The sequence below is a fragment of the Brevundimonas staleyi genome, assembly GCF_041893865.1.
In the GTDB taxonomy this organism is placed as follows: Bacteria; Pseudomonadota; Alphaproteobacteria; order Caulobacterales; family Caulobacteraceae; genus Brevundimonas; species Brevundimonas staleyi.
In genome coordinates, this window is the sequence record NZ_CP169082.1 from 2698788 (window position 1) to 2712919 (window position 14132).

Annotated in this window: 14 protein-coding genes; 7 read left to right on the top strand and 7 right to left on the bottom strand. The window is 68.3% G+C overall.

The genetic code is table 11. From position 1 onward, the window contains the following. Positions 1–262: 262 nt before the first annotated feature. On the top strand, positions 263–2185 hold the full coding sequence (locus tag ACETK8_RS13790; RefSeq protein WP_374036410.1) for a M61 family metallopeptidase: 1923 nt from the start codon (positions 263–265) through the stop codon (positions 2183–2185). Positions 2186–2379: 194 nt separating this feature from the next. Here the strand turns inward: ACETK8_RS13790 and ACETK8_RS13795 are convergent, their stop codons facing one another. Both ACETK8_RS13795 and ACETK8_RS13800 read right to left on the bottom strand, forming a co-directional pair. Then, complete coding sequence (locus ACETK8_RS13795; RefSeq protein WP_374036411.1) at positions 2380–2715, bottom strand: TfoX/Sxy family protein; 336 nt, start codon at positions 2713–2715, stop codon at positions 2380–2382. Further along, the gene (locus ACETK8_RS13800) at positions 2716–3066 is read right to left on the bottom strand and encodes a hypothetical protein (protein WP_374036412.1); all 351 of its coding nucleotides are present in this window, start codon (positions 3064–3066) and stop codon (positions 2716–2718) included. 98 nt (positions 3067–3164) lie between these two features. Between ACETK8_RS13800 and gatB the strand changes: the two genes are divergently transcribed. Both gatB and ACETK8_RS13810 read left to right on the top strand, forming a co-directional pair. Next, entirely contained in the window at positions 3165–4682 is a 1518-nt protein-coding gene (gene gatB / locus ACETK8_RS13805; RefSeq protein ID WP_374036413.1) for an Asp-tRNA(Asn)/Glu-tRNA(Gln) amidotransferase subunit GatB, read from the top strand. Positions 4683–4688: 6 nt separating this feature from the next. Further along, positions 4689–5423, top strand: coding sequence for a 2OG-Fe(II) oxygenase (locus ACETK8_RS13810; RefSeq protein ID WP_374036414.1), 735 nt, complete (start codon positions 4689–4691; stop codon positions 5421–5423). A gap of 245 nt (positions 5424–5668) precedes the next feature. Here ACETK8_RS13810 and ACETK8_RS13815 read toward each other — a convergent pair whose 3' ends face one another. From ACETK8_RS13815 to ACETK8_RS13825, 3 genes are all read right to left on the bottom strand, one after another. Further along, a complete protein-coding gene (locus ACETK8_RS13815; RefSeq protein ID WP_374036415.1) occupies positions 5669–6463 on the bottom strand; it encodes a DUF4198 domain-containing protein in 795 nt (264 codons plus the stop codon). A 112-nt stretch (positions 6464–6575) separates the two neighbouring features. Then, the gene (locus ACETK8_RS13820; RefSeq protein WP_374036416.1) at positions 6576–6989 is read right to left on the bottom strand and encodes an RcnB family protein; all 414 of its coding nucleotides are present in this window, start codon (positions 6987–6989) and stop codon (positions 6576–6578) included. A 124-nt stretch (positions 6990–7113) separates the two neighbouring features. After that, positions 7114–8034, bottom strand: a complete 921-nt coding sequence (locus tag ACETK8_RS13825) for a glycerophosphodiester phosphodiesterase family protein (protein WP_374036417.1) — start codon at positions 8032–8034, stop codon at positions 7114–7116. A gap of 133 nt (positions 8035–8167) precedes the next feature. Between ACETK8_RS13825 and plsY the strand changes: the two genes are divergently transcribed. Both plsY and dprA read left to right on the top strand, forming a co-directional pair. Next, a complete protein-coding gene (gene plsY / locus ACETK8_RS13830; protein ID WP_374036418.1) occupies positions 8168–8806 on the top strand; it encodes a glycerol-3-phosphate 1-O-acyltransferase PlsY in 639 nt (212 codons plus the stop codon). Further along, positions 8803–9885, top strand: a complete 1083-nt coding sequence (gene dprA / locus ACETK8_RS13835) for a DNA-processing protein DprA (protein ID WP_374036419.1) — start codon at positions 8803–8805, stop codon at positions 9883–9885. Before plsY ends, dprA begins: the two co-directional genes overlap by 4 nt. On the opposite strand, the gene ACETK8_RS13840 is transcribed toward dprA, so the two are convergent. Then, positions 9882–10124: a hypothetical protein gene (locus ACETK8_RS13840; RefSeq protein WP_374036420.1), complete on the bottom strand. Its 243-nt coding sequence runs from the start codon at positions 10122–10124 to the stop codon at positions 9882–9884. The genes dprA and ACETK8_RS13840 overlap by 4 nt on opposite strands. Before the next feature lie 148 nt (positions 10125–10272). Here ACETK8_RS13840 and topA point away from each other — a divergent pair, with 148 nt between their 5' ends. Beyond that, positions 10273–12930: a type I DNA topoisomerase gene (gene topA, locus ACETK8_RS13845; RefSeq protein WP_374036421.1), complete on the top strand. Its 2658-nt coding sequence runs from the start codon at positions 10273–10275 to the stop codon at positions 12928–12930. A 1-nt stretch (position 12931) separates the two neighbouring features. On the opposite strand, the gene ACETK8_RS13850 is transcribed toward topA, so the two are convergent. Continuing rightward, positions 12932–13603, bottom strand: coding sequence for a glutathione S-transferase family protein (locus ACETK8_RS13850; RefSeq protein WP_374036422.1), 672 nt, complete (start codon positions 13601–13603; stop codon positions 12932–12934). Positions 13604–13662: 59 nt separating this feature from the next. On the opposite strand from ACETK8_RS13850, the gene ACETK8_RS13855 reads away from it, so the two are divergent. Continuing rightward, positions 13663–14106: a MarR family winged helix-turn-helix transcriptional regulator gene (locus ACETK8_RS13855; RefSeq protein ID WP_374036423.1), complete on the top strand. Its 444-nt coding sequence runs from the start codon at positions 13663–13665 to the stop codon at positions 14104–14106. Positions 14107–14132: the final 26 nt, after the last annotated feature.

A 14132-nucleotide genomic window follows, 5' to 3' on the forward strand; every position in this document is an offset into this window, starting at 1 on the left:
CATCCCATCCCTCTCCCCCTGCGGGAGAGGGAGCCCGCACACGGCGGCGCAGCCGTCGTCCTTGTGCGGTCGGGTGAGGGGTGACGCTCGCCCTCTCCGGTGGGCTGTCTGCCCGACCCACCCGATCCGTGTCCTCGTACCCCTCATCCGTCGGGCTTCGCCCGCCACCTTCTCCCGCAAGGGGAGAAGGAAACCGGCCGGACTTGACAACATGTCGCACCCCGGCGCGATCTGCGCGCCTCACGTCCCCTGGGTGTCCAACATGAAGCGTCTCGCCGTCTCCGCCGCCCTCGCGGCCCTCCTCCTCGCCTCGGCTCCGGCGCACGCCCAGACACCCCCGACGCCCCAGACCATTCCCGCCGCCATCGACCGCGCCTGGCCCGGCGTCGTGCATCTGGATGTCGACGCCACCGACCTGAACCGCCGCATCTATCGCGTCCGCGAGACGATCCCGGTCGAGGGCGCCGGCCCCCTCACCCTCTTCTTTCCGCAGTGGCTGCCGGGCGAGCACGGCCCGACCGGCCCGATCAACCAGCTGGGCGGCCTGATCTTCACCGCCAACGGCCAGAGGGTCGAATGGGTGCGCGACGCGCTGCAGCCCTGGGCCTTCCACGTCGTGGTCCCGGCCGGCGCCACCGAACTGGTCGCCGAGTTCCAGCACCTGTCGCCGACGACCGGCGCGCAAGGGCGCATCACGATGACGGCCGAGATGCTGAACATCCAGTGGGAGAAGATGCTGCTTTACCCGGCGGGCCGCTTCCACCGGAACATCACCATGCAGGCCTCCGTCACCCTGCCCGAAGGCTGGCAATACGGCACCGCCCTTCGACCCACCGGCGCCGCGACCGGAAACACCACGACCTTCCAGCCCGTCCCGCTGGACGTCCTGGTCGACAGCCCGATGTTCGCCGGCGAACACTATCGCCAGATCGACCTCGACCCCGGCGGTCGCTCGCCGGTGATGCTGAACATCGTCGCCGACGAGGCCTCCAACATCGCCCCGACCGACGACCAGATCGGCATCCTGCGCTCCATGGTTCAACAGGCCGACCGCCTGTTCGGCGCCCGCCACTACGACCACTACGATTTCCTGATGGCCATGACCGATCGCATGGGCGGCATCGGCCTGGAGCATCACCGCTCTTCCGAGAACAGCGTCGATCCCGCCTTCTTCACGGAGTGGGACAGCCAGCTCGGCGACCGCGACCTGCTGAGCCACGAATACACCCACTCCTGGGACGGCAAATATCGTCGCCCGGCCGGTCAGGATGTCGCCAACTACAACGTCCCGCTGCAGAACGAGCTGTTGTGGGTCTACGAGGGCCAGACCCAGTTCTGGGGCAAGGTGCTGGCGGCCCGCTCGGGCCTGCACAGCCGCCAGCAGGCTCTGGATGCGCTCGCCATGGACGCCGCGACCTATGACAACACCGTGGGCCGCGAATGGCGCGCGATGCAGGACACGGTCAACGACCCCATCATCACCCAGCGCCGCCCCATCGGCTGGCGCTCCTGGCAGCGCAGCGAGGACTACTATGTCGAGGGCCAGCTGATCTGGCTCGACGCCGACACCCTGATCCGCGAGCGCACCGGCGGCCGGAAGTCGCTGGACGACTTCGCCCGCGCCTTCTTCGGCGTCGAGGACGGCGCCTATGACGAGAACCCGTATTCGTTCGAGACCGTGGTCGAGACCCTGAACGGCGTCATGGAATACGACTGGGCTGCGTTCCTGCGCACCCGTCTGGACGGCCACGGGCCGGGCGCGCCGCTGGATGGTCTGGCGCGCGGCGGCTACCGCCTCGTCTACACCGACACGATGAGCGACTATCAGAAGACGCTCTACGGCAACCTCGGCCGCAACGACTTCGTCTATTCCCTGGGCATCACGACCGGCGGCGACAACACCATCGGCAGCGTCCTGTGGAACAGCCCGGCCTTCCAGCAGGAACTGGCCGTCGGCATGCAGATCATCGCCGTCAACGGCGAGGCCGCCTCGGCCGGGAACCTGCGCGCCGCCATCACCGCCGCAAAGGGCACGGACGCCAAGATCGAGCTGATCGTCCGCGACAACAGCCACTACCGCACAGTCGTCTTCGACTACCACGAGGGGCTGAAGTACCCGCACCTGGAGCGGATCGCGGGCACGCCGGATCGGTTGGGGGATCTGTTCACGGCGCGGCGGCGGTAGGCTGTACCCTCTCCCCTTGCGGGAGAGGGAGACGGCGCACGGCGGCGATAGCCGTCGTCCTTGCGCCGTCGGGTGAGAGGTGAAACGCACTCCGGCCGGGTGAGCACCGGATGCATCCCGTGTGCATCCTCGTACCCCTCATCCGTCCGCTTCGCGGCCACCTTCTCCCGCAAGGGGAGAAGGGACAGATGCGCCTACTTCGGCGCCAGCGTTCCCACGAACGCCCGCGCCCGGCCGATCCAGTCGTCCAGCGCCTCGTCGTCCTCCAGCGCGTCGCCTGAGACGATGACGAAGCCCTTCATCGTGCGACCCGTCATGGTCATCGGCCCGGCGCCCGGCTGGGCCATCGCCTCATCCAGCCCCTCCGGCCCGACGCGAACCAGAAGACCGCCGTCCTTCATCGGACAGACCAGCATGTGGCCGTTCAGCATGAAGCAGCGGCCGCCGAACATCCGCTGCTCGCGGACGTCCAGCCGACCGGGCAGCGCGGAGCGCACCCTGTCGGCCAGCTCGTCGGCGGCGAAACCCATTCAGTGAGCGTGGGCGGCCGGGGCCGGCAGGGCCTTCAGGTCGGTGTCGATGGCGGCGATGATGGCCGGGGTCACGGCGCCGCCCGAGAAGGGCTCGACCTGGGCCAGGGTCATGTCCTGGAACTGCGGCAGGGCCGGATGCTGGGCGATGCCCGGCAGGTGCTTCTCCATCACCGCCGCCGTCTCGGCGTTGGCCAGCAGGTCCTTGATCGAGCTCTCGATGGTCGGGCGGGCGGCGGCATGGGCCTCGTGGCCGGCGTGGGCCGAATGGTCCTGGGCCGGGGCGGTCTGGGCGACGGCGGCGGTCGAGGCGGCGCAGAGGGCCACGGCGGCGAGAACGGTCTTGATCATGAACTGGCTCCAAAATGAGAAATGCAGATGACCCGCAAATCGCGACAGCCTCAAGACAGGAACTTTCGCTGCGGCGCACGCGGCGCTAGACAGGCCGGATGACCGACACCCTCTCCTCCTCGAAACTGATCCAGGGCCGCACCGGCGCCTGGGAAATCGTCATGGGCCTGGAAATCCACGCCCAGGTCGCCTCCAGGGCCAAGCTGTTCTCCGGCGCGGCCGTAGGCTTCGGCGCGGGACCGAACGAGCAGGTGTCGCTGGTGGACGCCGGCTTCCCCGGCATGCTGCCGACGCTGAACAAGCACTGCGTCGAACAGGCGGTGAAGACGGGTCTCGGCCTGAAGGCCCAGATCAACCGCAAGAGCCAGTTCGACCGGAAGAACTATTTCTATCCCGACCTGCCGACCGGCTATCAGATCTCCCAGCTCTACTTCCCGATCGTCGGCGAGGGCGTGGTCGAGGTCGAGGGCGAGGACGGCGAGTTCTTCAACGTCGGCATCGAGCGGCTGCACCTGGAACAGGACGCGGGCAAGCTGATCCACGACCTGTCGCCGACCGAAAGCTACGTCGACCTGAACCGCGCGGGCACGGCCCTGATGGAGATTGTCTCGCGCCCCGACATCCGCTCGCCGGAAGAGGCGGTCGCCTACGTCAAGAAGATCCGCACCATCCTGATCTACCTGGGCACCTGCGACGGCGACATGGAGAAGGGCAACCTGCGCGCCGACGTCAACGTCTCGGTCTGCCGCGAGGGCGGCTACGCCAAATTCAAGGAAACGGGTTCGTTCAGCCACCTCGGCACCCGTTGCGAGATCAAGAACGTCAACTCGTTCCGCTTCATCTCCCAGGCCATCAACTACGAGGCCCGTCGCCAGATCGAGATCCTGGAGGACGGCGGTAAGATCGTTCAGGAGACCCGCCTGTACGACCCCACGGCCGGCGAGACCCGTTCGATGCGCTCCAAGGAAGAGGCGAACGACTATCGCTACTTCCCCGACCCCGACCTGCTGCCGCTGGAGCTGGAACAGGCCTGGATCGACGACATCAAGGCCAACCTGCCCGAACTGCCGGACGAGAAGCGCCGTCGCCTGATGGCCGACTACGGCCTGTCGCAATACGACGCCATCGTCCTGATCTCGGAACAGGCCAAGGCCGATTATTTCGAAGAAGCCGCCCAAGGAGCGGGGACTGGCCGGCGTGACGCCAAGCTGGTGTCCAACTGGGTGACGAACGAACTGTCGGCGCGTCTGGCCGCCGCCGGCAAGGACTTCTCCGAAAGCCCCCTGCCCGCCGCCCATGTCGCCGAACTGGTCGCCCTGATCGAGGAGGGCGTGATCTCGTCCAAGATCGCCAAGGAGGTCTTCGACCACGTCTGGAACGGCGAGGGTTCGCCCCGCGCCGTCGTCGAGGCGCGCGGTCTGGTCCAGGTCAACGACACCGGCGCCATCGAGCAGGCCGTCGACGAACTGATCGCCGCCAACCCCGACAAGGCCGCCGCCGTCGCCGAGAAGCCCCAGGCGCTCGGCTGGTTCGTCGGTCAGGTCATGAAGGCCACCGGCGGCAAGGCCAACCCGGCCTCGGTCAACGAAATCCTGAAGTCCAAGCTGGGGCTCTGACGCGCGATGCGTGCGGGCGAGGCGCCGACCCTGCGTCTGAACGGCACCCTGCGGCCCGACGCCTGGCGCGGCGCGTTCGCGGCCCATCGCCGTCTGCATGTGCCCGAGATCCTGACGCCGCGTTCGGCTCGTGAACTGCACCAGTCTCTCGTCGAGGCGGAAGACTGGGTGCGGTGCATCCATCTGGCGGCGGGTCAGGACGTCGACATCACCATGGCGGAACTGGACGCCATGGCCGAGGCCGACCGGATCGCGCTGGAGCACTCCCTGGTCGATTCCTGTACCGACAGCGTCAAATACGTCTTCGACAAGATCCGCATCACCTCGCAACTGGAGGCGGGAGGCGCCGTCTCGGCGCCGATGCGGGCGATCCACGACTTCGTCAACGCGCCTGCGTTTCTCGACTTCTTCCGTCGTCTGACCGGCGACGCGAGGATCGACCGGGCCGATGTCATGGCGACCCGCTATCTGTCAGGCCATTTCGCCAGCGCCCATGCCGACGAACTGCCGAACGCGAAACGGCTCTACGCCTATGTGCTGAACCTCTCGCCCGACTGGCGGGCGGACCAGGGCGGCGTCCTGATGTTCCTGGACGACGACGGCCACGTCGCCGAGGGGTATGTGCCGCGGTTCAACGCCCTGAACGTCTTCGCCGTACCCCAGGTCCATGCCGTCTCGGCCGTGTCCCGGCTCGCGACGGCGCCCCGATATTCCGTGACGGGATGGATCCACGCCCGCTAGACGCGGGATCGCATCAGCGACGCTGGAAAAGAATTAATTCCTCAACAAGTCTTGCACTCGGCATGACGGCCCCCATGTGAAGGGCCGGTCTTTGACATGCCCGCCCGCCGACCCCGCGATCAGCAGCGTTGGCCAAACGCTCCATGGCCCCGCGCTGAAGTCTTCGGAGTGGCACGTTGGCACTTTGGCACTTTGGCACTTTGGCACTCCAAATTCCGAAACAGTGCCAAACGCGCCGGCGCCCGCTACTGCGCCCCGGCGACGAAGGTCAGGGCGTGGGACTGGCTCTGATACGGCGTCCGCGCCCCCGCCGGCGCCTCGCCCCGATAACGGATCAGGGTCAGATAGGCCCCCGGCGCCGAGGGCCGCACGGTGAACCGGCCGTCCTCGCCCGTCGTCAGATCGGCCTCGACCAGCTTGCCGTCATAGCGTCCGGCCTCGCGGAAGACGGTCACGGCCTGGCCGGCCACAGGCCGTCCGTCGATCAGCAGCTGGAACACCGCGTCCTCGCCCTCGACGATCTCCGCCGGGTGGGTCACCGGGATGACCTCCACCCCCACGCCCCGCGCCGCCGGGATTTCGCGCCCCTCGCCCCGCGTCACATAGACGTCGGCCACGGTGATCGACTGGGTCTCGACCTGATCGGCCTCCGGCACCGTCACCCCGGCCTCTTCGCCGACGAAGCGCCAACCCTGGCTCGCCGAGCGATACATCTTGCCGATCCGGCCTTCGCGACGTCCCGACGAGATCCGATAGGTCCCGTCCGCCGGGGTCATCACTTCGAAGACCGCGATCTGGTTCAGATAGGTGACGTCCGAAATGGCGACCTCGCCGCCCGGCCCGAAGACGTTCCAGTGGTCCGACCGCATCGCCACGCGTCCGGCGAAGATGTCGTCGGTGAAGCCCGCCTCGACCGTCACCCGGTCCATGTTGGTGGCGTCATAGACGTTGGGCCGCAGATACGGGGAATCCGCCGAGGCCGCCCCCGCCGTCGCCATCACGGCCAGCATCGCCGCCGTCGCCCAGATCCGTCCCGCCATCGCCTCAGCCTCCGAAAGTTCGGCCCGCTCTAGCGAATTGCGGATCATTCGCAAACAGCAAAAGGCCCGCCCGGATCGCTCCGGACGGGCCTCTCGACGCCACGCTGCTGATCTAGTTCGACAGCAGCGAAATGATCACGCCCGTCGCCAGGGCCGCCAGCACCACGTCGCCAGTATCGGTGCGGTAGTAGCCGTAGCCGCGCGGCGGAGGCGCATAGCCATAACGGCCGTAATCGCGGACGTACCAGGAGTTCCGATAGTTGTACGGAATGGCCTGACCGCGCGACCAGCGACGATACTCGCGGGCTTCCTGACGCTGGTGACGACGGTAGTCATTGTAGCGCTCGCGTTCGCGACGCTCCCAACGGCGATCGTCCCGGCGGTCGTCCCGGCGTTCCCAGCGCTCGTAGCGGCCGTCACGGTCCCGGTCGCCGCCATGACGCCACGACTGGGCCGAGGCGGCCATCGGGGCGGCGAGCGTGGCCAGGGTCACGGCGCCGATGACGAACAGATTGGTCTTTTTCATTGCACTGCTCCTTCGAAGGGGTTTGCGCGGGTCAACGCGCCTTTCCCGACCTTGAGGAACAGCCTCTGCTTCTCGACATGAACTGTCGCTGAACGGGCCGTTTAGGAAACGACGCGCCCTGAGGTCACCGTTCGCAGCGCTCGGCCGCCGCCACCTGGGCCGCCAGCACCGACTTCACCACCAGAGGCGTGTCGGTGGCGATCACCACCGCGCCCTGGTCGAACAATTCACGGTACTCGGACGGATTTCCGTCGGCGGCGTACTGATCGTCCAGCCGACGACCCGGCGCTCCCAGGGTCCCGAACTGGCTTTCGACACCCCGCTCGGCCAGCGTCCGCCACAGCGCCGGCCGGGGCTCACGCGTCCCGGTCCAGGCCAGGATCTGGGCCGGGTTCAGCCCCTCCAGACCGGCGACGTCGTTCAGCCCGGCGGAGATCATCATTTCCGGCGCCAGGGCCGCCACCGCCCGCGCCGTTTCCGGCGAATAGGTGATCAGGATGACCCGGTCTTGCGCTCCTGCCTGCCGCACCTCGGCGATCACGGCCCGCGCCAGGGTGATAGTCGCGGCCTCGTCGGCGGGCTTCAGGTCGATGCTGGCGATGGCCCCGACCCGCCCGGCGGCGTCCAGCGCCTCGCGCAGGGTCGGCGGCGGCTCGTCGGTCACCGTGCCGTTGGTGGCCTCAAGTCTCGCGGCCCGCACCTCGGCGAAGGTCAAGTCGGACACCTTGCCCCGGCCGGTCGAGGTCCGTTCCAGCGTCTCGTCGTGCATCAGGACCAGCTTGCCGTCGCGCGTCAGGACGGCGTCGATCTCCAGGATGGCGCCGGGAATGGCCCGCCCCGTCGCCTCGATGGCGCCGATGGAGTTCTCCGCCTGATCGTCCGCCGACTGGGCCCGGTGGGCGGAGATCGCCACGCCGCCGCCCGTCCGTACGCAGTCGAAATAGGCGGCCATGGCTGGACCCTCGGCCGACTCCCGCATCGGCGTGGCGGCGCAGGCCGAGGCCAGAAGGCCGGTCAACAGGGCGGGAACGACGAAACGGGACATGGGCGAGGCCTGAACTAAGGAACAGCCCTCATAGCGCCGCCAATCGACAGGCGTAAGACAGGCGGGCCGAACCCTTGTCGCGCCGCCCTGGCCGACGCATGTTCGGCATCAACGAACAACGGGAGAGAATCGGGTGCAGGATCTGGTCGGACCAGCAATGGGAACGCTCGCGGCCGTGGCCGTCGGCGGCTATCTGCTGGGCTCCATCCCGTTCGGCGTCCTAATCACCCGCGCCGCCGGCGCCGGCGACGTCCGCAAGATCGGCTCCGGCAACATCGGCGCGACCAACGTCCTGCGCACCGGCCGCAAGGACCTGGCCCTCGCCACCCTGCTGCTGGACGCCGGCAAGGGCGCCGCCGCCCTGCTGATCGCCCGCCATTTCCTTGGCTCCGAACTGGCCGGCGCCATCGCGGGCGGCGCGGCCTTCCTCGGCCACCTGTTCCCCGTCTGGCTGGGCTTCAAGGGCGGCAAGGGGGTCGCGACCTTCTTCGGCCTCTTGATCGCCGCCTGCTGGCCGCTGGGCCTGATGGCCGGGGCGACCTGGCTGATCGTCGCCTTCGCCCTGCGCTATTCGTCGCTGGCCGCCCTGGTGGCTGCCGCCGCCGCCCCGCTCTACGCCCTCCTGCCCCTCCCGGCCCTGGGCCTGCCCGCCGCCCAGCCGATCTTCATCCTGGCCATCGTCACGGCGGTCCTGATCTACATCCGGCATCACGAGAACATCGCCCGCCTGCTCAAGGGGGCCGAGCCCCGCATCGGCGCCGCCAAGACGTGAGCCTGTCGGAAGCCGAGCGTTTCGCCCGCCTGCGTCTTGCACGCTGCGAGCGGGTCGGCCCGGTTTCCTTCCGACAGCTTCTGGAACGGTTCGGTAGCGCCGAGCGGGCGCTGGACGCCCTGCCCGATCTTGTCCGCAAGGGCGGCGGCCATGGCTACGCCCTGCCGCTCGTCGAACGTATCGAACAGGAACTTGCCGCCGGAGACCGTGTCGGCGCGACCCTGGTGGTGCTCGGCGACGCCGCCTATCCGCCGATGCTGGCCGCCGTCGATCCGCCCCCGCCCCTTCTGTGGACCCGAGGCGATGTCGGCCTGCTTTCCCGCGAAGCCGTCGGCGTGGTCGGCGCCCGGATCGCCTCGGCGGGCGGCCAGCGGATCGCCCGAGGCCTTGCGACCCAACTCGGTCAGGCCGGCTTCGTCGTGGTTTCGGGCCTCGCCCGAGGGATCGACGCCGCCGCCCATGCCGGATCGCTGGAGACAGGCACGATCGCCGTCCTCGGCGGCGGGGTGGACGACGTCTACCCGTCCGAGAACGCCGGCCTCTACGACCAGATCGTCGAGCAGGGCTGCATCGTCTCCGAAAGCCCCATCGGCGCTCGGGCCCAGGCCCGCGACTTCCCGAGGCGCAACCGCATCATCTCCGGCCTGTCGCGCGGCGTGATCGTGGTCGAGGCCGAACTGCGGTCCGGCTCCCTGATCACTGCCCGTCTCGCCAACGAGCAGGGCCGTGACGTCTTCGCCGTGCCGGGGTCGCCGCTTGACCCGCGCTCCAAAGGGCCGAACGAGCTGCTGCGTCAGGGGGCCATTCTCTGCGAGGACATCGACGACGTTCGCCGCGCCTTCGAGACCCTGCGCACCCTCGCCGAGCCACCCGCCGACCATCCGTTCAACGACGCACCGGACGAAATCGACGCCGCCTTCCTCGACCGGGTCGCCGACCTGCTGTCCCCGACGCCGACGCCTCGCGACGAGATCGCCCGCGCCCTGAACGCCCCCATCGGCGAGGTGGCCGCCGCCCTGCTTGAGCTCAGCCTGTCCGGTCGCGCGACCCTGCTGCCCGGAGGGTCTGCCTCTCTCTAGGCGGCGCGAGGCCCGGCCGGTTTCGTGACCGGCGTCCGCACCAGAGGCTCGCCCGCCAGGGTCGAGGCGCTTTCCAGCAGCCGGGCCAGAGCCTCGTCGCCATCCCACCGCGCCATCTGCGCCAGCTCCAGCGACATCGCGCCGATATACTCTCGCACCGGGAACTCGGTCGCCGGTTCGGTCTTCGGCGTCTGGAGCGAGGTCGCCCCTGCCGTTTCGGTCGCACTTTGCATCGCCATGGTCTTTCCTTACCCCCAGACGGGTATTGGATACAACTTTAGGTGTATTCGCAACCTTAACGAGAAAGTTTCCTGTGAAGTTTCGCCTGATTGACAGGGCCCGCAACGCCAACCACGTTCCACCCCCCTCCTCCCAGACTGAGCTGTAATGAATCTCGTCATCGTCGAGAGCCCCGCGAAGGCCAAGACCATCAACAAATACCTCGGCTCGGACTTCGAGGTTCTGGCGTCCTACGGGCACGTCCGCGACCTGCCGTCCAAGGACGGGTCGGTGAAGCCGGACGACGATTTCTCCATGGAATGGGAGGTCGACGCCAAGGCGTCCAAGCGCCTGTCGGAGATCGCCGAGGCGGCCAAGCGGGCCGACCGCGTCATCCTGGCGACCGACCCCGACCGCGAGGGAGAGGCGATCAGTTGGCACGTTCTGGACGTCCTGACCAAGAAGAAGGCGCTGAAGGACACCGAGGTCCAGCGCGTCACCTTCAACGCCATCACCAAGGCCGCCGTGCTGGAGGCCATGGCGGCCCCGCGCGATCTGGATATGGAGCTGGTGGAGGCCTATCTGGCCCGCCGGGCGCTCGACTATCTGGTGGGCTTCACCCTGTCGCCGGTGCTGTGGCGCAAGCTCCCCGGCGCCCGTTCCGCCGGTCGGGTGCAGTCCGTGGCCCTGCGTATCGTCGTCGACCGCGAGATGGAGATCGAGCGGTTCAAGGCCCAGGAATACTGGTCGATCGAGGCCGATCTGGCCGCCGACAGCCCGCCCTTCACCACGCGGTTGGTGAAGCATGAGGGTAAACGGGTCCAGCGTCTGGACATCGGATCCGAGGCCATGGCCTTCGCCGCCCGCGACGCGATCAAGGCCGGCGATTTCACCGTCAAGTCGATCGAGAAGAAGCCGGTCCGCCGCTTCCCCTCCCCGCCCTTCACCACCTCGACCCTGCAACAGGAGGCGGCCCGCAAGCTCGGCTTCGACGCCCAGCGCACCATGCGGGCGGCCCAGAAGCTGTACGAGGGCGTGGACGATACCGGCGGCCTGATCACCTATATGCGGACCGACGGCCTGTTCGTGACGCCGGAAGGCATCGCCCAGGCCCGCTCGGCCATCGAGCAGACGTTCGGCCCCGCCTTCGTTCCGGCCGAGCCACGCCACTACAAGACCAAGGCCAAGAACGCCCAGGAAGCGCACGAGGCCATCCGTCCGACCAACATCGCCCGCCATCCCGATAGCCTGCGTCTGGAGAGCGATCTGCAGCGACTGTACGAGCTCATCTGGAAGCGGATGGTCGCCTCGCAGATGGAGGCCGCGCGTCTGGACCGGACCACGGTCGAGGTCGAGACCTCGGATGGCCAGACGGGCCTGCGGGCGACGGGTCAGGTCGTGACCTTCGACGGCTTCCTGGCCGTCTATGAGGAAGGCCGCGACGAGAAGCAGAAGGGGGCCGAGACCGACGAGGACGACGACTCGACCCGCCTGCCGACGCTGAAGGAAGGCGCCAAGGCCAAGGTCGAGGCGGTTCGCACGGACCAGCATTTCACCGAGCCGCCGCCGCGCTTCTCGGAAGCCACCCTGGTCAAGAAGCTGGAAGAGCTCGGCATCGGCCGGCCCTCGACCTACGCCTCCATCCTGACGACGCTGCGCGATCGCGAATACGTGCGGATGGAGAAGAACCGCTTCTATCCCGAGGACAAGGGACGGCTGGTCACGGCCTTCCTGGAGCAGTTCTTCCGCAAGTGGGTCGAGTACGATTTCACCGCGGCGCTGGAGACCCGGCTGGACGAGGTTTCGGCGGGCGATCTGAATTGGAAGGTCCTGCTTCGCGAGTTCTGGACCGACTTCCATGTCGCCACCCAGGCGGCCGGAGAGCTTCGCACCACGGCCATCCTGGACGCCCTGAACGAGAGCCTGGGGCCGCACATCTTCCCGATGAAGGAAGACGGGTCGGATCCGCGCGAATGCCCCCTGTGCCATCAGGGCCAGCTGAGCCTGAAGACCAGCCGGTTCGGCGCCTTCGTCGGCTGCTCGCGCTATCCCGACTGCAAATACACGCGGCCGGTGGCGGCGCCCGACGCCGAGGGCGGCGGGGCGGACGGTGGCGACCGTGAGCTGGGCGTCGACCCGGCGACGGGCCAGCCGGTCCAGCTGAAGATCGGCCGCTTCGGTCCCTATGTCGAAACCACGCCGCCGGGCGAGGAGAAGCCGAAACGGTCCTCCCTGCCCAAGGGCTGGAGCCCGGCGTCCCTGACGCTGGAACAGGCCCTGAAGCTGCTGGGTCTGCCGCGCGAGGTGGGCGAGCATCCCGAGGACGGGAAGATCATCACGGCCGGTCTGGGTCGTTATGGTCCTTTCATCCTGCACGCCGGGACATACGCCAATGTCGCCGACATCGACGAGGTCTTCGAGATCGGGCTGAACCGCGCCGTGGTCCTGCTGGCCGAGAAACGGGCCGGCGGGTTCCGGGGACGCGGCGCGGCCGTGGCCCCGCTGAAGGACCTGGGCGCCCATCCGGAGACGGGCGAGCCGGTCCACGTCATGTCCGGCCGGTTCGGACCCTATGTGAAGTCCGGCAAGATCAACGCGACGATTCCGAAGGGCACGGCGCCCGAGGACATGACGATGGACGTAGCCGTGCCGTTGCTGGCCGCCCGCGCCGCCGCCGCCCCGTCCAAGGGCAAGAAGGCCCCGGCGAAGAAGGCGGCTGCTCCGAAGGCCGCCGCGGCCAAGAAACCGGCGGCGAAGAAGCCCGCCGCCAAGAAGCCTGCCGCGAAGAAGGCCGCGCCGAAGAAGAAGGCCGACGCGGCCGAATAGGTCAGTTCCCCGCCAGCTCCGGCTGGCGGGCTTCGGCCTCCTTGAACGGCGCGAGCTGGTCGGCCAGGGCGCGCTGGAAGGCCGGGCGCGCCTCGCACCGGGCCAGATAGGCGGCCAACTTCGGATAGTCGGCGACGATGGTCGTGTGGCGCAGGTCGCGCAGGACGTGGGTCATCAAGATGTCGGCGGCGCTGAAGGCGCCATTGGCGAAGAAGTCGGCGTCGCCCAGCGCGGTCTGAAGATCCGCCAGGCGTTTCCGCAGCATCTCCTCGACCTGGGGTCGGCGCTCCTTCGCCCAGTCCTCCGAGGCGTGGAACAGGTCGATACCGGCCAGTTGGGCGACGAAGGGCTCGACGCTGTTGGAGGCCGCGAACAGCCAGGTCATGACCATGGCCCGCCCGGCCGGATCGGCGGGCATCAGGGCGTCGGACGACTGGGCGATGTAGAGGACGATGGCCCCGCTCTCGAACATCTGGACCGTCCCGTCGCGATAGACGGGCACCTGGCCGAAGGGCTGGAGCGCGCGGTATTCGGCCGTCGCCTGATCCTCGAACCCGATCAGATGGTCGCCGTAGGGGATGCCCGCCTCCTCCAGCGCCCAGCGGACGCGGATGTCGCGCACCGACCCTTGCGCGAAGGACGGGACCCATTTGAAGGCGGTGACACGGTTCATGGCTTCTCTCCCGGGCGTCTTCATTGACGATTTATGTTGATATCAACATATTGGCGCCGATGACAACACCGATCCCCGAACCGTATGCGACCACCCTGCACATCCGGGACCACTGCCTGTGCCTGCACGCCCAGCGGGCGGCGCGGACCCTGTCGCGGCGGTTCGACGAGGCGATGCGGCCGGTGGGGATCACGTCCGGCCAGTTCTCCCTGTTGAACAGTTTGAACCGGCCCGAGCCCCCGACCATCGGGGCGGTGGCGACGCTGCTGGCCATGGACCGGTCGACGGTGACGGCGAACCTGAAGCCGCTGGAGCGGATGGGCGCCGTGGTCATGGCCGTGGATGCGAAGGACCGGCGAGGACGGCGGGCGGCCTTGACGGAGACGGGGCGTGCTTTGCTGGGGGCGGCGACGCCGATCTGGCGCGCCGTGCATGGGGAGATCGAGGCGGGGCTGGAGGGCCAGGGCGATGCGCTGAGGGCCGGGATGGTACGGCTGAGCTGACGATCCGGACTCCAAAACACCGTCCG

What these genes read in the sequence shown, in the direction of transcription:
- ACETK8_RS13790 (WP_374036410.1), top strand. Translation starts at nt 263, where the DNA reads ATGAAGCGTCTCGCCGTCTCCGCCGCCCTCGCGGCCCTCCTCCTCGCC.
- ACETK8_RS13795 (WP_374036411.1), bottom strand. Translation starts at nt 2,715, where the DNA reads ATGGGTTTCGCCGCCGACGAGCTGGCCGACAGGGTGCGCTCCGCGCTG.
- ACETK8_RS13800 (WP_374036412.1), bottom strand. Translation starts at nt 3,066, where the DNA reads ATGATCAAGACCGTTCTCGCCGCCGTGGCCCTCTGCGCCGCCTCGACC.
- gatB (WP_374036413.1), top strand. Translation starts at nt 3,165, where the DNA reads ATGACCGACACCCTCTCCTCCTCGAAACTGATCCAGGGCCGCACCGGC.
- ACETK8_RS13810 (WP_374036414.1), top strand. Translation starts at nt 4,689, where the DNA reads ATGCGTGCGGGCGAGGCGCCGACCCTGCGTCTGAACGGCACCCTGCGG.
- ACETK8_RS13815 (WP_374036415.1), bottom strand. Translation starts at nt 6,463, where the DNA reads ATGGCGGGACGGATCTGGGCGACGGCGGCGATGCTGGCCGTGATGGCG.
- ACETK8_RS13820 (WP_374036416.1), bottom strand. Translation starts at nt 6,989, where the DNA reads ATGAAAAAGACCAATCTGTTCGTCATCGGCGCCGTGACCCTGGCCACG.
- ACETK8_RS13825 (WP_374036417.1), bottom strand. Translation starts at nt 8,034, where the DNA reads ATGTCCCGTTTCGTCGTTCCCGCCCTGTTGACCGGCCTTCTGGCCTCG.
- ACETK8_RS13840 (WP_374036420.1), bottom strand. Translation starts at nt 10,124, where the DNA reads ATGGCGATGCAAAGTGCGACCGAAACGGCAGGGGCGACCTCGCTCCAG.
- topA (WP_374036421.1), top strand. Translation starts at nt 10,273, where the DNA reads ATGAATCTCGTCATCGTCGAGAGCCCCGCGAAGGCCAAGACCATCAAC.
- ACETK8_RS13850 (WP_374036422.1), bottom strand. Translation starts at nt 13,603, where the DNA reads ATGAACCGTGTCACCGCCTTCAAATGGGTCCCGTCCTTCGCGCAAGGG.
- ACETK8_RS13855 (WP_374036423.1), top strand. Translation starts at nt 13,663, where the DNA reads ATGACAACACCGATCCCCGAACCGTATGCGACCACCCTGCACATCCGG.